Origin of the sequence: Fodinibius sp. (assembly GCF_041642155.1) — a bacterium.
GTDB lineage: Bacteria > Bacteroidota > Rhodothermia > Balneolales > Balneolaceae > Fodinibius.
The window spans coordinates 23,233-45,092 of sequence record NZ_JBEPWZ010000003.1 but is presented as its reverse complement, the minus strand read 5'-3'; the positions used below and the strand labels follow the sequence as shown (position 1 = coordinate 45,092).

Annotated in this window: 4 protein-coding genes; all 4 read right to left on the bottom strand. The window is 45.9% G+C overall.

Annotation, left to right across the window (positions count from 1 at the left end; all coding sequences use genetic code 11):
• A partial coding sequence (locus ACESLU_RS00620) for a hypothetical protein (protein WP_372633676.1) occupies positions 1-1,181 on the bottom strand: 1,181 nt, incomplete at its 3' end.
• 242 nt (positions 1,182-1,423) lie between these two features.
• Entirely contained in the window at positions 1,424-2,635 is a 1,212-nt protein-coding gene (locus ACESLU_RS00615) for a hypothetical protein (protein ID WP_372633674.1), read from the bottom strand.
• A gap of 966 nt (positions 2,636-3,601) precedes the next feature.
• Complete coding sequence (locus ACESLU_RS00610; RefSeq protein ID WP_372633671.1) at positions 3,602-13,258, bottom strand: neuraminidase-like domain-containing protein; 9,657 nt, start codon at positions 13,256-13,258, stop codon at positions 3,602-3,604.
• 185 nt (positions 13,259-13,443) lie between these two features.
• Positions 13,444-21,615: a SpvB/TcaC N-terminal domain-containing protein gene (locus ACESLU_RS00605; protein WP_372633668.1), complete on the bottom strand. Its 8,172-nt coding sequence runs from the start codon at positions 21,613-21,615 to the stop codon at positions 13,444-13,446.
• Positions 21,616-21,860 lie beyond the last annotated feature (245 nt).

Below are 21,860 nucleotides of genomic sequence, written 5' to 3'. Positions count from 1 at the left end.
AAATTCAATGTAAAGAGCTCGTCTCCCTTTTCGTTGTTTACTTCTATATCAGAAAGATAACGGGTTTCGTATTTCGATTGGTAGGCATCCGGATCATTGGTGGGCGTTGCCTTATATGGATCGGCGTATTCCCGGGGACTTTTGGGTGTGGAGTCATCGTAGGTTTTTTCTTTATAATTAAAATGTATGGTCCGGCCCAGTACACCTGTGACCTTACTGAGGTAAGTGGCTTTGATATAGGGTAATCCATCGGCACCGACATTTTGAAGTACCTGTTCATATTCAAAAGTCACCCGGTCGTTCCAAATGGTGTAAGAAGAAGCAAAGTGCCATACTTTAGCATACTGGGTCTGTAGACGCTTATCGGAATCCGAGCTGCTGTGAGTAAGGATACCGGGACCATGCCAATTCCCGATGCGAACTCCCCATTCGATGGTTTTGTTACGGGACGATTTGACGCCATCGGTAACGGTGAGATTGCCTCCGAATACACTGGTTATCCCATTGGAAAAGGTAATTTCCCAGCGCTCAAACTGTTCATAATAGCGAATACGGGAGAAATCGTAACCCTGCATTTCGTATGAATAGCCTCCGTCAAATACTTTGATCTTCGAAGCCGCGCTCGCCAAGCTCAGCCGGAGGACGAATTCATTTACGGGATCGGTGATTTGCCAGCAGCTTCCGGCCGTTTGAACAGTGACTGAGGAAGAAGTATCTGTCCGGAGTCCCTGGGTAAGCAGGGCTGCAGATAGTGCTTTGCTGAAATTTTGATTATCAAGATCATCTGCCAGGCTCTTATCGATCTCACCTCTTAACCAGGATTTATTATTGCGATAGAGCCGATTTCGAATCCCAGTCCGAACAAAATAATAAATATTGTCTTCCCGGGTTCCTGTCCCGTTGGTTTCAACTTCTATCCGGTCTACAGGCATATCCCAGCCTAATCCAAGAATAGAAGTGGGAGCCGTCAGATTGCGAGTGACGGCCTGCTTACTGATATTACTCTTGTATAAGGCCGCAACCTGAAGATCCAAACCGTTTCGACCGGTGAGGGAAACCAGCGGAATCTTGAAATTTACATCTCCCCTGAAAAGATTGACCGTCTTTGCAATTTGATCACTGCTGTTATCAAATTGAAAGGGATGTATCTGTGGCGTCTGAAGTATGTCTTGCGAATCCAATTCCCAATGATTTAATGATTAGGATGATCAAATCTTCCGGCCTTTGGGTCGGAATAAATTGAAAGAAGGTATGCAAAAACACCTATATTTCCTTTAATGGGATTAGAGACTCCGACATACATCCTACGTAGTTTTGCTACTTTAACGTCATATTCGGATGTAACGAGGGTCTATGGTAAGAACAAACTAACCTTTGCGTACCTTCTTTATATAGTTAATCCCCAAGCTTGCAGCGGGAATGTTCATTTTTCAGTAACATAAATAGTTCCCGGAGCCCCTGTCTGTGAGCCGGGTTTTCCGTTACCACCGGAATTGCCAGCATTACCTCCGCTTCCGTTAGAACCGCTACTTCCTGTAGGGCAACCGGAAGCGCCACCACCACTTCCCCCCTTGCCACCTTTACCGGGATCGCCACCGGGACCGCCCAATCCCCCATTACCCGGATTGGCAACAGAGCTTTGTTTAACTATTTTTTGGGCATTGCCGGTTGGAACGGTCACATAAATATCATTGCCGGCTACGGCATCGCCACCGGTTCCACCATCGCCACCCGTGCCCCCATTGGCACCATCGCCACCATCAGCACCATCTGTATGTTCACAACCACAGGTTGCTCCATCACCACCGTTACCACCATCACCTCCATTACCTCCTTTACCGCCTTGTCCACCTTGTCCACCGTCGCCGGAGCGGGTGTAGATAACAAACTGATCAGCACTTCCTCCTATGCCTCCCGAACCAATAGTAATATTGGCTGTGAGAGATGGAAGTCCTTGCCCCCCTGTTTTACCCTGTGAACCTGTACCTCCGCTGCTTCCATTCGCACCGGGCTTTCCGTTATCTCCGGCGATACCCCCGCCTGAGCCACAAGTACCATCTTTCCCTTTTTTCCCTTTGGCACCATCACCCCCTTTGTCTGCCTGTGTAGGGGTAGTTCCCGTTACTCCGAAAATGCCGAGATCATAATTCGGTCCTTTAGTGGATCCCGAATTTCGAATTAGCTTTTGTACATCCATTTTCAGTACCGTATTGGCAATTTTGATGGATGAACCTGCTTCCATCGTCAGTGTACCAATGTTTAAAACAACAGGACTGGTTGAAGTTCCTAAATCCCATTCTTCTCCGGGCCCAAGCTTTTTGTCTGGCAAAGAGGCTACCTGAACATCCATTGGAAATTTTCCAGCAATCTGAGTACGCTCCTTATCGCTCAGAGATACATCGCTAAATACATGATCCTGGGCCTTCTTCGCTAATTGCTGGGTTAACGTTTGGTGTATATCAGGGTCGATCCCACTCGGTCTCTCCATCCGGATATCTTCGCTTAAGCCATCGTGAAGCAATTCTTTCAGCTCCTCGATATTTTTCACTGTTACCTTATGAGAAATGCTTTCTCCCTTTTTGAGCTTATCTACATCCTGTCTCAGCTGTTTTGCTTTTTCTAAGAAACCATCCATTTTTTTGTAGTTTTAATAGGATTATAATTATTACAAGAAAATAATATATTTGCTACAATAAAATAATAAATATATATATTTTCCAAACAATTACGAATTTCACTTACAAGTATCAGATGAATATTTTATGGCTTCCTTTACTTTAGTTGCCCAATCTGTTGTATGTGGCCTGGCCTGACAGATTATGTTAGCCCCATCGGCTAATGATCTATATAGAACTGAGAAGGGATCATTTAATGCCAGTTTTGTGGTTCCTCAATTTCTGTAGTATATTTTAGATAATTAAAGTTGCCCTGCCGGATATGCGCTATGCCGTTATATCTCTTGAATATAGTCTTTTCTGGAAACAAATAATTTTGATTATTCATCATTATTTATAGAAGCAGAATTAATAAGTGAAAACTTCAAAAGAGTGAATAATCAACTGAGTGATACTAACTTAGCCGCCGAATTTATCAAAGGATTATTTCGAGATATTATTTATAGATAATTTGTATATTCGGAACTTGAAGCTTGGCAAGAAGCATCAGTATTACTTTGCTTTGGTGCGTATCAAAGTTGGGTTACGACTTACATTAACTCTTGTGCTGGCCTCGTTGATATTAGCAATATGATTTCAAGAAGGGTGTATGCTTACCCGAAAGTTGACCGTTTGAAAGTAGATAAAATTGGCTACTAAACCTGTTCCAAGTGGCATAGGCATTGTAGAAGTCTCGAACACAGTTACTGGAAAATTGTTCTTAAGCTTTTACGCGTATTACGCCGGTCTAATTTTTCTGCTTGCTTTTAGTATAGTTGCTGCCCGAGCAATCCATCAATTACTGCATAATTTTCACTGGGAAGAAAAAAATTAGGAGATATCAGATTCATTTTAGGCAACCTAAAACAGCATAGTAGTTTCCACACAAACTTCACTACGTTCTTTTTATTTCTTGAATATACGTTACATCAATCCCCCCCAATTGATTACTCTTTTATCTTTACAGTAAGAACCACAAAAATATCATCCATGATCTTATCCACATCAGCTACAGAAACATTTGACTGATCGACAGAAACTCCTGCCTCAGAATGCAGGTCATTATATAAGGCTATCAGTTCTTGCTTGCTGAATTCAATAGTAGATGACAGGCTTTCCTCACTAATGGAGACATTAGCTCCGGAGGTATCAAAAGATGCATGAGGAATTTTATCCTGAAAGCCCATTATACCGTTATTCTTCTTTAGTATTTCGCTTCCTGCAGGTGATTGGTTATCCGCCCCAAGCTTGAGTTCTGCAGAAATGGGGCCTGCACCGCCACTTCCGTCTGAATAATATTCTGACCACTTCTTATCCAGCTTAAACCCAGCAACTATCTGTTTTAGCTCAAGCTTTTCCTGGTGCAGGAAGTATGGAAAATGGCGATTATCCAGCTGGACGGTAATTTTCTGCTTATCTCCGTCATGGGTGCGGTACATTTGTCTGAATTCGGATGCATATTCCTGTTTCAGGCTGAAGCCGCGGCTAACGCCGCTGTCACTTGCGAGTTTATTGAATTCTTCGCGTAAATTATCGACCACCTTGTCCCGAAAAGCCCCGTCCTCTTTCGCCGTATAGCTGATATGAACCAGAACATCCGAAATACTGTCATAATCAAATGAACGGAACGTATCCGGAAGCTGTAATTTCCAGTCACTCACTGCTCCTGCACCTTCAAAAGGCATATATCGCTCCTGGTTAAAACTCAGTTCGAATACACCGCCATCATTCTGGGCCTGGCTGGTGGCAATGGAGGTATTCCGCGAGCGAGGTTCTCTCTTCAATTGATCCTCTCCCTGTCTCGGCTCTTCCCGTATATATGCCTGCAATAAGGTGAGTTTCGCATTTACATTCACGTATGGGCCTGTAACACAAGGGATAGTAAGCCGAACAGACTTGATGCGGCGTTTGTACTGCCCGGGATATGCAACATCGAAAAATGGTTCCGCTATTTTAAACTCACAGTTCCCATTCTCACGAAGTTTTTGTAGCGCAAGCGGATCAATCTGTGCCAGCGAAAAGGATTGATTTACCTCATAATCGCGCTGATTATTTTCCAAATAAGCCTTGTCCATCTCTTGTAACTGGATCATCAGCTTTTCTCCTGAAAGCAGTCCCTGGTGTTCACCATCCCAGTTGTCAACCGCAATAAAGTTTGTTGTCTCATCGTCCATTTCGTATTGGTAAGCCTTTTCTGCCATCTGGGCAACTTCAAGGGCCATGTGATAGGCATTACGGTACAGCTTTTTAACCTCAGAAGATAACCAGTTATACAATCCAAGGTTTGAAAACTTGCTTTCATAGAACTCGTAAACTTCTTCGGTCTGTTCCATCTGTTTTTCATGGATTTCAAGTTCTTTCTCAGCAATATCGGCTCGTATCTCTGCTGCGGCAATATCTTTTTCGATACGATCGACTTCCATATCAGCCATATCCCGCTGAAATTTCCACTCCTCCATCCTGCGATCGTAGCTTCCCAGGGTAGATGCTATCCCGGCGCCCATATTCAGACCGGTTGATACATCACGGAGAATTTGCGCTGCCGACTCGGCAGCACCCCCGGCTTGCTGACCGCCATACTTAACAGTGGCATAGCCACCCAGGCTGGCATATCCAACCTCTATATCGGGCGCAGCCTTGGCGGGCGGGGCCAGCGCAGCGAGTACGGTAGCCACACTATGAGAGACAAGGGCCGAACCTGACAGGGCCAGAGAAGTAATTTCAAATTCATTCAGTCCCTTATCTATCTTTTCCTGGAGATGCTTTTTTCGTTCTTTTGAACGCTCTTTCTGCTTTTTGAGGCTATCAACAGACATCTTTGCCACCTCTATCTGCTGACTACGTATCTGCTTCGTCATTCTCTGGATATTCTGTTTATGTACGGAACGAAGCTGAGCCAATTCTTCTGCATCCTTTTTCTCAAGTGCAGCCAATAATGCCCCTCCGAGACCACGAAGTGTTGAAACATACTCCTTCGCTTTCCCAATAAGATAAGAGAAACGATAAGAAGGCAACTCACCCATAGCCGATCCCATAACCTCTTCAATAGAAAGACCGGCAGCTCGTGCCTTCGCTAACATCATGGGAGAAACAGGAGGTTCAAAGAGAGCCAGCGTTCGGCGTACCCCTTCTATATTCATGCAGTTCCGGATCTTGAACAGACGGTCTTCAACACGATCCCAATAGGAGCGTAACTTTTTATTTTTGGGAATACAGAATACCGGCCGGTCGGAAGTATAAGGTATCAACTTACCTACTCCAGCTCCCAGCTCGGCTGCCGATATATCTCCAATCTCGGCTAAAGGCTGATCAAAAGGTAAATTATTAGCATCTGTTATTTCCATTATTGGGCTAACTCCACGGATCGTAAAATCAGATCCACGACTTACTGATCCTATACCACTACTGTTATTGACCGTGCTCATTGTATTAAAAGAGGAAAAAGCTTCTGATAAAGAACCGTTATCAGAGCCGTTGTTCCGGCCATTTAGTGTCATGCTCATAGGACGGGTATTGCTGTAGGCGTTCACCATATTTTCAACCGTTACAATAAATCCTTCATCTGTTTCCAGAGAATCATAGGTTGTTTCCGGAGCCGGCGTCTCGCAGCTGCCCAGGGCATCGGGACGCTCACCCAGAATATCAGCAGCCGTAATATAGAGCAATGTAGCCTCATTAATCGATTCCCGCGTGTCACGCGTAAAGAGCTGATCGCCCCAGTCGAGTAGGTTGTCAATGTACTTCATCACCACATTCCGCTGATAGGCTGTTGGCCGCAACCTCGCTATCGCATGGGGATTGAACGGATCTTTCCGGTAAGCGCTGTATCCAGAGCTACTACCGTTAAGTATCTTTTTAAGCTTGGGAAGATCGAGCTTATGAAGTTCCAAAAACCGCCAATTACGATCTTTTGGGTAATAGAATTTCTGTTTCTCCCGAACCGGCAGCTCTTCACCCATTGGATCAAATATCACATTAAACCAGCGTTCAGCTTCTTCGTACTTATCCCGTGCATTTAATGTATTGGCGATTAACAATGGAGTATGAAAAAATATCTCCCATATATAACTGTCATAAGACTCTGCTACTTGTGTCTGGAAGGTTTTTAAGATAGTCATTTGATTCTCAAACAACCGGTCTTCATGCAGGTCGTATTGCGTATCTAAGCTCAACATCGACCAGATACCTTCGCGAAAGAGTTTTTTCTGAAGATCCCGGGCAATGCGCGTACGAAGTTTATATCCTATAATTTCCATTTCCCCGCTTCGCTCTAATAACATTGCTCCATCGTCCTGCTGGTAAATCCATAAATGCGGAGCATTATTAACCGATTCCAAATGTGAATGGAACGGGACCCTTCCCAGCATCGGCTTCCCGGGGTCAAGTTGAATTCCGAAAGGTTCTGTCCGGTCCTTTTCTGATTCGTAATAGTACCGGTGTTGATCAAAAGTAGCACCACGGACTAAGTGTAATGCGACTGTATCTTTATATTGTTCCCATTTTTTTTCGCGTTGAATCCACTCTTCCTTCTTCGCCAGACGTATTTTTCCTGCAGTGAATCCTCCAAAATAGTTGAAGTTTTCTGCAGTCACCTCACCCGATGCGGCGTATGCATCTCTGGCACGGACATTTAAACGATATACCGTCTCCTCATCACCATATTGAAAGTACAAACGATCGCCGTAAACCAAGGGAAATATCCTGGTAAACATGCGGTCCTTTAAAGTATATCCTTCAACTGGTTCCGGCTTAAATTTAAGACCATAGTCATACTCGTATTCCCCGTGTGATGGGTATTCCGTCTTTTGGTACTTGGGTTGTAACATCTTAATATCATGATCGTCATAGTAGGGATCGTGAACTTCAACCAATGGATCTTCAATAACATCGATTCCGGACGGCAATGATACTTCCTGAGGAGCTGACCAACTATCATCAGCTTTCTGTACGATATATTTTAACGTAATATCATGCCGGTAACCACGAAAACTTTCTTCGTTTTCAGAGCTTTCCGTCCTATTCCAGGGTTTAGTCTTAATTTCAACCCAGAAAAGATAGAGCTGGTTCAGATAGATAATCGGGGATATCTTGTCGGCGTTGATTTCCTGGTCAATCTTTTCCCAGGCCGACCAACTATCACCCTGCCTGGTGCGCAAATAAAATTGAGCAGGCTGGGCAGCGGTTTTCCCGATCAGGTACAGGGTTCCTTCATTTTCTTTTTGTGGATTCTGCTCAAAATAACTACCCACAATACGCAGATCGGCCACTTCGGAAAACCCATTCAGATAATCCCGATACAAGCGCTCAGCCCCCTCTGCATCCAAATCTTCCTCCATTAACTTATCTTCAAGTCTCTCAAACGCTGGGGTCTTATTATCTCTGAGCTCGGGCTCCAGGTAGTTCTCTGGATACAGGAATACCTTCCGGTTGGCCTCCCAGATCCGGTATTTCCGCCGCCAGTCCCATTCAGCTTCAGGTATTTGATCAGGTTTGACTCTTATATCTCCATTCTCGGTCTGTTCGAGGTTCATCCGGCAGCGGTGTACATAAAGCTGAAGGCTGGATGTACCGGCAACTACCCGCGATGTTTTGGCACATCCTTCCATCTCCGGATCCAGCAGAAAGTAATAGTACAGATCTTTAGAATCGTCAAAGTCCAGTTCCGGTCTCGCCAGAAGATGACTAACGAGCACATCCCGCTTCCGGCCAAGCATTTTTTCTCTGAGTGGCTGTAGGACGGCCTGCCGATTATCAGGATCATCATATTGGTCCCGCAAAGCGGTATAGACCATATCCCGTGCCTTTCGAATATCATCATAACTCTCAGAATGAAGCTGCTGCAGACCGTTGCCGCTTGTTCCCATTCTTTTTGCCAGATCCCATGCATCGATGAGAACAGACAGCGCCGGTACCGCTTGTCCGGGATAGGGTACCTCTCCCAGCAACGTACGTGCCAGTTCTTCCGTAGCTGTGGTCAGATCACTGAATAATTTTACTATACGATCTTTCTCCGACTGATTGAGTGAATCAAACGGATCCCCAAAAGCCTCATCAGTAAGTATTGTATGTAAACGCTCATAACGATCTTCAAATCTGTCATATAACTTCGAATAAATAGCAAGCAGCCGTAATGCCTGTATTCCCGCAGGCTGATCTTGTCCTGCCTGCAAACCGAATAAGCCAGGATTCTTCGCAGCAAATTCAAGAGACGGTCTGCTGATCTCCAGCCTTTCGAAAATCCGTTGCACCTCTTCCAGCGGTTCAAAGAAATCGAGAAGATCCGAACTGGCAGTCGAACTCTTACTGAGCTTGATTCCAAGCTGCCTGTCCAACACCCGACCATTTCCGGCAAATGATCCGGCCACAATAGCCGCGAGACTTCGAAGACGACTTTTAGTGGTCTCCAGTTTTCCAGCAAGCAAATCTGCAGCATGCACCTCCGGGATGTAACGATCCAAAATGGTGGAAAGCGTATCTTTTTGTTGCTCCAGTGGTTCTTCGGGAAGTTGAGGCAGACTGCCCTGATTATATGATGGGGTCAGGCGATACCTTTCATTGCTGCTCCCTGCCTTGGAAACAAGACCTTCGCTGACCAGGAATGTCATGAGTTTATCCAGATGATTATCCTCCAGTTCCGAAATTTCGCTAAAGGCACTCTTGGTAAACGTAACCCGTTCTTCCAAGCTCTTTGCAAATTCGTCTGCCGTTGTTGAATCAAACAGATACTCATCTTCATGCCCGCCACCGGTTGAAAACTCCACGTCGTTCAAGGTAAGTCCAGCCTCCCGGATCCACTGCAGAAACTCCAGAAGATCGTCCAGATCATCCATATTTTTCACATATGGGTGATTTCTCGTCTGAATCATATCCAGCGCCTGGAATAGTTCATCCACCGACAAATCACGATTGTGCATGATTAAAGCATGTCTGTAGAGAAGGGACAGGTTTTCAATATTCAGCTTAATGTGATAGCGTTCTTCATTACCGTTCCCGGGTATTTCACGGAAAGGATTTAAATGAGGGCGAAGTGCTTTCATAAGCGAAACAAATGCCTCCTCGGAAAGTTCGAGAGCACTCAATAACCGCGGCAAGGCAGGGTCACTACCTTCATCCGTTGCCGATGGAGATTCGAAAAAAGGACATTGGAAATGAACGGGATTTGAAGGATTAAAACGCCCTTCCTTTTCGACATAAACCTGGGCATTAAAGAGCTGGTCGTAAAGTCCGTTCTCTTCCACTGCCAGGCTTTGTACAGGAATACGGTCGGCAAGCACACATACCTCCTCGACAGAAATATCGAGTTTATCCTGCAAGCGAAGTAGTCTTGATATTCCCTGAAGTGCATCTTCATCGATACCATCAGATACATTCAATCGTTTAAACATGTCGAGCACATGGTCCAGTGCTTCAAGAGTCCATGGCAAGGAACGCCGTAATCTGACAAATCGAAATATGTGATCCAGCCGGTCAGAATCTAATCCCCTGACCTCTTCTCCCGTGGGCTGAACGGCATCTTCATCGTGAATTGTAACGATACGCAACCCGGACCCACCAGCGTCGATATAATTCAGCTTTGCCAGCCGTCCCAATTCCTCACGTGTCAAGTCCGCGGCCTTCATCAGCTGATCGGTAGTCAGCTTTGTCAGGTCGGCATCATCGGTGAGCCCGTATCGCTTTCGAATAACATTTTCATCATCAGCGATAGAAGTGGTAACAGTTGAAATTTCTTCTTCTGATAATCCAAGCCACGCTCTTTTGAGTTCATCCTTATTTCCGCCTGCAACTTTAACAGCCTCGGGGTATTTGATGCCGAGACGTTCCATACCCATTCTTAACTCTTCAAGCGGGAGGTTTACCGGCTGATCAAAGGAGCGGTCTCCACTGCTAAATAAGGAAAATACCGCTTCTTCTCTGGTCTCATCCTCTTGTGGTTCAAGTTCTTCAACATTGACAATGTAGTTGCTCAATACCTCGTTCACGATTTCGAGGTAGGGGACATATTCAGTTGCATTTTTACAGGAAAGCTCAAGCTGATCCCAGAGATCGGGTCGCCTGGTGTTAAGATGAATGGGATGATCCGGTTCTTCATTGAAGGTGGTGCTCAATATCTTGTCCTCAATGAAAGACAACAGATCTACATAATAAGCCAGCGGTCCGAATATCGACTGGCAATGTGCACAGTCACAGCCCTGTTGACTTCTGAAGAGATCTTCAAAACCGTCCAGATCACGAAGTTCATTCACCAGGTCCTCATTGATATTATCGGCCTCCGTGCGCAAGTTCAGTTCAGGAAGCAGGGGCAGTATGCTACCGACCACATAATTTGTATGATCGACATCGAGTACCGCCTGGTTATGGATGCGGGCAGCTTCTTGCACCGAGAGATCAATTTCTTCTGAGAAATTCTTCAGATTTGCACTGGAGATATCATAAGCCGAGCTGTAACCCGAACTCAATAAAGTGTTGGCAGTATCTACATTGGGTGCCACCGAATATACACGCTGAAAAGTCATCATTTGCCGCCTTACACGGGGCTTCATTGAATCCTCAATACCTTCAAAATTCAATTCGTCCTGCTCCTCTCCCGATTCTGAATCTCCATTTTTCGAAAGGCCTATAAAATCGGCGCTTCGTATATCCATACCCTCGTTTTGGCTGATAAAGGTTTTGACAGGCTCTATACGCTTTTCAACCTCCTCGATCTTCTCCGAACTGGAGAGATCCGCATCGTCCAGTACTTCCGGAACACCAAGGTGGGTAAAGGTGCGGGCCAAGCCGGCCAACTCATTCAAATTTTTCTTCGTCTCCTCATCGGCATCAATCTCTTCTACTGTCTTACGATGATTGACAATATTGGTAAAAAACTCTGTATCTGAATCAAGCAGCGCCTGAACATTATCAAATTGATTTGCAATATTATTCAAGTCCTTTTGAACAACGCGGTGAGAAAATACGCTCGTGGGGAAGTGATGTTCAACCGAACGGGCAAGGCCATTCGCATAGCTATCCACATCCTGGCCGGCGGGAGCCTCAATTTCATTACTCTTCAATATATTTTTCCAGTCCTCCTCGTCTAAAGCACCCAGATCCCGGGCAGTATTTATCGTATTGTCCATACCCGGAAGAGATGTTGTTTTAAGCGTCTCCACAAGCTTCGGCTCTCCTCCGGTTACTTCAGCAAGATCGAAAGTGAGTTTAAGGTCGGGTAGTTGATTTTCCTTGACCGCCCCTTCTTCTACAAGCGCTGCCCAGGTCTCTTCAGTTGGAGTGCTACCCTCAAATCGGTCTGCTATAGATGCCGAGGCATCTTCATCCAATCCCGCAATTTCTCCCAATTTCCGAGCTTTTTCTCTCTGTTTGATCGGACTCTCAATCGCATTTGATGCCTTCAGTCTTTCCAAATTATTCCGGATAGAACTTCTATTCTCCGCAATGTGCGAAGGAATCTGATGCTCTTCCAACGCTTTATCCACTACTTCTATAAGTTGGTCTACGGAAATTTCCAGCACCGCAGGCAGGTTTATGCGGGGAATACCATTTTCATTGGAAGTATAAACCCCAATTTCATTTATCGCGAGGCCGAAAAATACCCCTTCAGGCATGCCTGTTTTAGACTGGAGCTGAGCATCGGAAACCACAAAGGCAATTTCATTGAGACCTCGACCCGTCTCATGATGCAGGAAATAGATATCTTTATCTATAAGATCGTTAAGGGTAACCTCATCTGGTAAAGGTTCGATGGCTGAAACAACTTCCTCATACAGGGAAGTTGTACCTTCACGTTTAGTTATGCTCAAATTAATAGTCTCCTCTTTATTTGCGTTAAATAAAATTGAGGAGTCCCCGATCTTTGTCAGCTCTCTGTTGTCAACTTCAGTACCTACTCTTCGATTGCCCGACTTTGTATAGACACGAACATCAAGATCTGCGCTTCCCTTTTCGGCACTGCCGTAAGCAGCAGGTGAATACCGAATAGCATACCTGCCCTGTTTATCCGTCCGACTCTCTCCCAGCCTGATTTCACTTCTAAGATCACGGTCAAATACCCTGACTGTATATCCCACCGCAGGTTCTCCGTTCTCAAGAGCGATTATACCCTGTACGACATACTCACCTTCAGTCTCCGGCTTATCGGGCCTGGGAGAAGCTGCGGTAACAACCAGCTGGTAATCGCCATCGGTAGCTTCAAAACTTTCCCACCGAAAAGGTTTGTGAATTGATTTCACTTCACTGTCTTCTCTCCGAACGCTCACTTCAATCTCCGGACGCTCGTCAGTAAACATTTCATTTACCAACCCTTCAAAGTCCAAAAATGCTACTGTTCCCTGCTGGTTGGTAACTCCTTCGATAACGGATTTACCATCTCCAGTAACCTCCACCTTAGCTTTTGAAACCGGCTCACTGGTTTGTCGATCCAAGACTTTTACGGTGAAGGCAGGTTCGGTTTCACCTGCCGTTTCCTCCACTGTTGCCTTCGCCCCGGCGGCTTCCAGGATAGAGGCTGTATGCTTCGCCGCCCGTTCATTAAGGCCACGAATTACCACGCCTCCTTTCTTTGCGAGCTGCTCGGCCCTACGCCGGCTGTCGGGTCCGAGAAAACGCATAATCCTCTTAATTAGAGGTTCTGTCTCTCCTGATACAGGTTCAATTCGTACAAGGTATTTCATAATAGCAAAAGTTTAAGAATTAATATTCTCTAAAACTTTCTGTTTGATTTAGTGAGTTAATTCATCGAGTTACATAAGAGTATGCGACTTTATTTAAAGTCAGACTTCTTTTCCGTACAGTTTCAATTTACCTCATAGATCCATCCCCTAATGGGAGGAGCTCCGGCAACCGTACCTTCTGTAAGCAGACCAAGTTCTTCCCACATTCTTGCCGTTTCCAGATCAACAGGTACCCCGGAATTTCCACCGATCAGAACTCCCTCGGCATCATCGACCCATCCACGTCTGCTCTCAACCGATCTTCCCGTCCAACTATTAAAATCTGCATCTTCCAGCACAAGCCGATCTGGATCGCTTTCATCGAGCACATATTTGCTGCGCATATGTCCGGCTTCAACTGACGGCAACTCCTCTCGGCCACGTCCAGACCGTAACGTGCCGTCTTCGTCAAGCAGAAAACGCAGAGGATGATCCTCATCACTCCTTATCTTCCGGGCAGCATCTCTTCTGAATTTGGCCTGATTCAGACCTCTTCTATATTGAATATCTGAATTGTTTCCGCTTTTGGGGTCAGTTACAAAATTTCCGGTCTCTTCATCATGTAAACTCCCATTTCGGTCCCGATATGTGTTGGGGGGATCGTCTGAATAGCGGTACCTTCCCTCAGGCAACCTTTCTATTGTCGGTGAAGAATTGTTCCCCGGCATATCCGCACTTGAATTTTGAGTTACATCATCTGCACTCCGTTGTGCCCGTCGGCCGGTATTTGCTGCATCTAATCCAGTATCTGCAGCCCTGGTACTTTTCGAGGCCCCTCTGAAAGCTCCTCTTCCCTTACCCGGTCCGATTAAACCTACACCAATCTCTGTAATAGTTGAAACGGTATTAGACAATGCTTCTTTATCTCCCATCATGGCATCGGCCAGAGTATTGACCGCAGCCTCATGCAACCTCGATATGGTACCAATCGGATCATTGGCGATGGTTCCAACTGTGCGAGCTGCACTGTGTATTCTTGATGAAAGACGACAGCCGAATTCCATTGTTTTACCTTCCGGTACGATGCCGGCAGCTTCCCCTGCGGCTGAGAGGCCTAAGCCAATTACATCTGATCCGGTATCGAGAAGTTCCACAGTTCCCACCCCGATAGAACCTAAACCATTAAGCACTCCAGTACCGATTGCAAATCCGTAGCCGTGGTTTTGGGCTTCACGTGCCAACAACTCCTGATCCGACTGAACACTCTCGGCCCATTCTCCCAATGCCGTCTCCTTAATTTCTTCACAGACTTTTCCCTTGGGATCTCCAAACGGCTGGCGTCTGCTGTCAGGTTGAGCTTCAGGACTCTCATTTCCCTGGGTGTTTTGAGTGTCGCCGGATCCTTCAGCGCTGTTTTCTGCTTCTTGTCTTTCTGTATTATTTTCTCGCCTGCCTGATCCGGATGAGGTATCAGAATTTTCTGAATTCCCAGAGTCAGTAGTTTCCTGATCGCCGCCGGTTTCCACATCAGATTCACTGCTTTGGCTTGTGTCAGTGCTTTCTTCTGATTCCTGATCTTCTTCCACAAAACTGCCAGAAGCAGAATCGGACTGCTCTTCAGGATCCAGTTCTGATGGCACTCTTACAAGAGTGAGATCATCATTTTCTTCTACCGTCTCTTTTAAACTTATGATATCCCCAGGATCGGAGGTAAAAATTTCCCCCTCTACATCCTCACGTGGATCTGTGGGAAAAGCATAATATTTTCGGCCGGCCTCTGCTTCTTCTTCCAGTCGTTGATTTAAATTCTCTTGATACCCCTCCTTTTCTTCTTCAGTAAGATCTTCTGGCCAATCAACCTCACTTGGTGATAGTGCTCTATTTTCGAGATATTCTTCAGCTCTTCTTAACTCCTCTGCGTCTTGTGACTGCGCACCCGTAGTATCCCGAAGCCCAATAGGATTATTCCGGGCAAACTGATACAGGTTTAGTCCATCCACGGGCCCCATTGGATCGGGATTCAACCACCGGCCGAGCCAGGTCGCCAGATACCGGAGCCCATAGTAATAGAGACCGGTTGCGTCATCATACTCCTTACCACTATAGCGGTATTCTTTACGGATCACTTCCTTAATTTTGTCCCCGGCTATCAAAGCACTTCTACCAAAGGGGTAAAATTCCTCATAGCTGATGATATCTCCATCCTCGTCCAGCTCAAGAGACGATGAACCCAGCCTGTCCTCCAGCTGATAATGAATAGCCGGCGTACCTACATTGTCGGTCTCCAGTGCATTTTCATCCTTTGTCCACTGGTGAATCAGGGCAATTCGTCCACGGTCGTCCTTTACATGGGTGGTTTTCCGGTCCAGCGTCACTCGGTCGCCTCTTCGTTCACGCTTGATTTCACAGCCTCCCAGGTAGATTTTTTCTCTTACCACCACATTGCCGTCCTCCAGGGTCTCTTTTACCTTGCGTACGCGCTGCCCTCCTGAGCCATATACATAATATTCGGCATCGTCAATGCTGCTTTCACCGGAACGCTCAATGATAGTGGCCTTGGCAAGTTGATCGCGATAGTTCCACTTCAGTGGTCCGTCCAGGTGGTCCAGATCGGTCAGGTTGCCGGCTTCATCAAAGAGCTCTTCAGGATTGCTGCGGATAGTACCACCCTGAGTTTCCTCAGTTATACTTCGATTCGACCTTTCGGATATCCACATATCACGGGTCCAGGACACGTCACCGACCTGCTTCATCTGACTCATATTACCCGCTTTATCATATTTGTATTTGCGCGTATAAGGGGTCAGCGCCTGTCCATTATTCAGTGACAGGTGGCGGGTTCCCTTGAAAGCTTCTGGAGGTTTTCCATTCTTACCATAATCATGCTGCTGCAGGGATTTACTCATCCACCCGGTCGCTTCCTTCAGACGATACAGCGGATCATAGGTATAATCACAATAACGACGCTGCTGGTCATGGTTTGAGGGCATACTTCCGAAGATATGGCTGCGCGTCTGATCGTCTTTTCGGGTCAGGTTACCAACAGGATCATAGGTGTAATCGATATCCTGCCGGGTGCGAACCGTGTTATTATCTTTGTGCTTTGAGACCATCCGCTTGAGACGAAAAGTATCTTTATCATAGATATAGTTGGTATGCACATCGTTGTCATATCCCACATGCGTACGCTGGCCCCTGGCATTGTATTCAATTTCCTGGACTATCGGAGCATCAATATCTCCCCCCTCCGTCCGGACATGAATACGTTTCATCAATCCACTAATATGATAGGAAGGCCTGTGAATACTCCCATCGGCCTGGCGTTTCTCTTTCACACGCCCAAGTGCATTATATTTGAATGTAGTTGTAAAAACCTCATCATCCAGCAGTACATTACTGGACCAGTCGGCCTCTGTTTTATAGTCCGAGCGGATCTGTCGGGAGGTCTCCAACGGTCGGCCCCCAATATCACAGCCTTCAATTTCGACCAAACCTGCCTGGTCTCTTTGTTCTGCCAAGCGGGTCAACAGGTTCCTGCGTTTGGCCTCATCAGTATCGTTGAAGTCCTCGCCAAACCTATTCTTTTTCACTACGTGGTCCAATCCCCCGGAATTATTCTCGTCAATTACCCGGACTTCCACGGGACGAGAAAGTGAATCAAAGCTTGTAATGGTATGAAAATCACGCGCCGACCACTGATGTACCGGTCGGTCCAGGACATCCGTAAATTGACGGCGTGTTCCGCTGTCTATACTTCTGTTCAACAGTGAATTCCCCATCATATCATACACGGTTTCTAAGGTTGTCACCTGCTCGTCCGCAGATCGCTGTTCATTGAGCGACTGCTGCCGGGGATCGATGGAGCTAAGCAGATTGCCTTGTATGTCAAATTTGTTGCGGGTTTCCAGGGTTTCAGAGAGGCCGACAATCTGTTTTTGCAGAATCCTCCTGCCCAGTGGATCAAAGACCTTTACATCCGGCGTGTCAAAATGCTCTTGAGCTTTTTCTATGGCATCTTTTTCGGCACCATCAACAATGCCGGTTTCCACTTGAGATTCATAATAGAAAGAACGTTCTACCGTATCGTTTTCATCATACTCCCGGATCTCCCACGGTGTATAAATCGTCTCGGTGAAAAAGCCTTTTGGAGTGTCAGTTTTAATCTTTCTGCCAAGCGGATCATAATGCTGTTTTGATGTGACTCCATGCCGGAGAAAGGTACTTCCCGATTCAAAGCGTGGTGAACCCGTAAAGATCGGCTCGTATTTTTTAACAGCCAATCCTTTGTTGTTGTAAACAACACCTCCGGTTGCCACCCACCGGTTCTGAACGTCATCCATCTCAGAGACAGTACCGTCCTCAGCAGGTACATATGCTGAACCGGGTTCTACCTTCTTCTTGGTTTGGACCGGCCGGCCAAATCCATCAACATAATGAACCTGAGTTTGTAACCTGCTTGTTTCACCTTCTTCAACATTACTGACATGGGTTTCCCGTTTCAGATTTAGCGTAGAGGGAGGAGTTCCCGACCGTTTCCATGCAAATAGATCATAATAATAGAAGGTTGTTGCACCTTGGAGGAAACGTTGAGGGGCATTCAGGATCTCTCCCTTCGGATCGGTCACCGAATCTATATTCTCAGCTTCGGGCTGAACAGTATATTCGTTGAGTGGCCTGTCTCCCTGTCGGACATACTGTCCATTGTGATCCACGGCTTTGCCATACATTGAAGTTGCAAACGCTCGCCCCAGTGGATCAAACCTGATCTCCCGGACATTCTCATTCGGATCAACAATACGCTTAGGCCGTACAGCATGAAAGTCCATGAAGTATTTCGTTACATTTCCCGCTTTATCGGTACGGCTTTCGATAGTCAGGTAATCGTCATTATATGCGAGGATCTCACTATTACCAAACTGATCAATATTTTTCTTCGGCTGATAAAATCCCTCTGCTCCCAGATATTTCCTCACGTCGGAGGGTTGCCACCAGTAACCGTCGTGGCTGGTATAATTCAGGGCTTTTATGGATGTCGCATCCAGGCGAGAACCGAAGACCTCTCCAAGAAGAGAATCGTTAAAAGCAGCCTCTTCGGTATGGTGCAACCGGAGAGGCAAAGAAATCTTCAAAGGGTCACGCGTAAATTCGTCTTCACTCGAGTAATAAAACTGTTTGTCCCAGCCAATAAGCCGTGCGGCGGGATCCGTTGGGGAATCCAGATTTGAATCAAAAGGTTTCAATGACTGCAGGGCCTTATCCACTTGCCGATTCAGGCTTTTCCATGAGAAATAGTCGTCACTATCCGTTTGAAGCCCGCCAACTTCGAACATCCGGCTTTCCACAGGGATGCCGTGTCTGTAAACGCCATTATCTATATGCTTTAGCTCCTGCTCCTGAACTGTCGCATAAAGTTTTGATTGTTCTGAAGTAACATTCGGCCCTTCTCGCCGGGGATAAGCAATCTCACTCGTCCGAACCGGATAACCTAAATCATCGACTCTCAGCACAAATTGATGGGTAATACGCGGATCTTCTGGCTCTTGTTCATACTGATAGGTCAGCTCCTGGCTCTGATATGCCTGGTAAGATCCATGTGAATCCTCCTGAGCCGGTTGCTTTATACGAACTCTATAATTTGTCTCATCAACAGAATAGGGGTGGTCAGATATTTCCCCCTTCTCCACGGCATACACCTCTTCACGGAGTGCTTTCCCTGATAATACCTTATGCGCCTCGGAAATTGTTTTAGTATCGTAAAGGTCACCCTCTTCAATAACAGGACGAAACATACATTTACTTTTATCGTCCTCTTTGTAGTAATCCTGCCTTCTCAAGTCAGCCCGCGGCCTGTCTTTTCCACTGGCCCCATTGTGAAACCAGGTTTTTGTACATGTCGGTTGCACATAATCATCGCTCTCCAGTTCCGGATAGCACTCTTTGCTGAAGTTCTCAGTATCATACTGCTCCACAAATGAAAAACCGCGAAACTCTCGTTCTTCCCCATCAAAGTAACCGTCATGATAAATGTATCTAGAATGAGACCGCGTATTCGAAATATGATCGATATATTCCACCCGCTCTACCACTGGAACATGGGAATGCAGCTTGGTATGCCAGGATCGGCCCGCCTTCATGTCCGCTAAATAAAAATCAGCTGAGGAAGCATAGCTGAAATTTACTTCACGTCCCATATTATTATTGATCGTTGCAAGCAGATTAGGAGTTGTATCTCCAGTCAGACGAATATACCGAAGGGGAGCGTTGCTATCGGAGGGTAAAGACGAGGACCAAACAAGACAGGGGGTGCCCTCTCCAAGCAAGTCCATAACAAATACCGTCTGTAAATTACTTACAGCGGGGAAAGAAGATATTTCATGGGCGTTGCTGAACCCATTTCCCGATTCATTAATCCAGTATCTTGCTCCTTCACTGTTAATATAGAGCAGATCGGAAGTTCCTGTCCCTGTTAAATCTACAAGATGAAGTCTCTGGGGATCATAACTCTCCGGCCTATCAAAAAATGGCGCATGGTCCATTACCACTTTTTTTCCGTAATTGCCATATCCCAGGTTGGGCCAGTAGCAAACCTCGTTATTTCTGACCCGTACAACATCCTGACCATTGCCTGATATATTAGCTACATAATAACCTTGTGACGGATCAGTATTGACTTGTGGTGGACTTTCATCCTGATTATAGGACAAGGCGTTCTGTCTTGGTTTGTCAAAGCCTTTCTTACCTTCCGAACCGTACCAGGTAATCTGTCCAGGCTCACTTATTGCCAAGTCGGCCCGTCCGTTACCGGTAAGATCTGTGGATTGCACGTGCGGACCGCCCATTCCCACCTGTGCAGCCTGTTCAAAGGTGTCAAATGGCTGCCAGGATCTCGTATCAGGTTCCACTTCATAATATCCCGCTTCCTCCCCATTTAGATGAATAAGATCGGGGTGGCCGTTGCCATCCACGTCGGAAAGTTGATAAGTGCCGGGTTTGGAAGCTGGACGATTATCGGTAGCACGGGGATGCGAAAACGATCCGTCTCCTTTATTTTCCTGGTAGTACCAGGCTCCATTTCGCTCAGCTAAAATACCATTAAGACCCTCCCCATACAGGTCGAAAGGTTGGTAATAAATACCATCAATCCCGGTTGGCAGGTGGGTATCTTCCAGCCGGTGTATTTCCTCCTCAACTTCGGCTTCGGTATACCTGATTTCCAGAGGTGGAATCTTCTGGGACCATCGTTCCCCTGACGTATTCTCCTTGAAGCCTATACGGGATAGGTTAGTAATTGTCATCCCGGCACGGCCTTCAGGATCACGTTCACCGGCTACACTTCCATATTCTATTTTAAAACTGCCGGTGTGAACGGAATCCGGACCCAACTCTTTAAAGTGGTGAAAAAGCAATACCCGGCGGCACAACCGGTAAGTTCGCACTTCAAAACCCGACTGATAATTGGAAAAAGGGTCCGGACGCATAGACCAGTCCTGTGTTCCTTGAGGCTCTGGTTCTTTCTCTCTGTGTTCTCCATAGTCAAGCACAACCTCGAAAAGCCACCGATTATCCTCCGGCATTGTTTGAGAGTCGGGATCAAAGGGCTCCGTATTACCGTATTTGATTCGCTTCAAATACCGGTTTGTAATCAAATTACTCTGTAGTCGGTGAGATTCTGAGGCATGATTAGTTTTAACCCCCTTCAGGTTTTCCTTTTTATATTCATAAACCTGTATATTTCCACGGTCATCATACCTCTTCTCCAATAGCCACCGGTAAACCTTGGTATTATCAGAGGGATCCGCAATACGTCCCTGCTCTGTTACGCCAAATATCGACGTAACACCATTTCCATTAAAGGTCCGCCAATGCATCCTTCCGTTTCTGGTATTAACCCATCGTTCCACTCGCATACCTGAATCATCAGACCTCGTGCGGTAACGGTATATTTCAAAACCGTTCTGTTTTCTAACCTGCTGAGACCACTTACTACCTGCTTCCTTTAAAGCAGATACCAATTCTCCGACTCCACTCAGCTGAAAACTATCTTTCTCATCGAAATCTTCGTAAGTCGGCCGACTTTTGTGTGAAGAACGGGATATACTATCAAGAGACAAGTTCCATCCCATTCCGAAAGGCCCGTTACTATGCCCTTGGAACATCAAGTTCATCCGGGGAGAAAAATCCGATCGATCTTCCGGCAGTGGAATAGGTACCTGGAAAACTACACTCCCGGTATTCTTATTAACATCGACCTGCTCATTCATACCCAGTATTTCGTTTTCAGAAGATGACTCAGTACCTCTTGAATACTCTTGCATACAACTTTTTTAAAATTAAGCTTTCAGCTTGCGTATTTTAGCCCCCCTGTCTTCTGTTAGCCAAAAACCGTATCCACAGTAATGCTGACTTTCCAAAAAAATTAGAATCCTCTTTTTGGTCTCTTTTAGTACAAATAGCCTCTTAATTCATCAAGAATAATTATTTATAATATTTAAATAATTATCAAACCATACAAAAAAATGGAAATTAAATCATATACATAGGAAAATCCATAATGATTTCA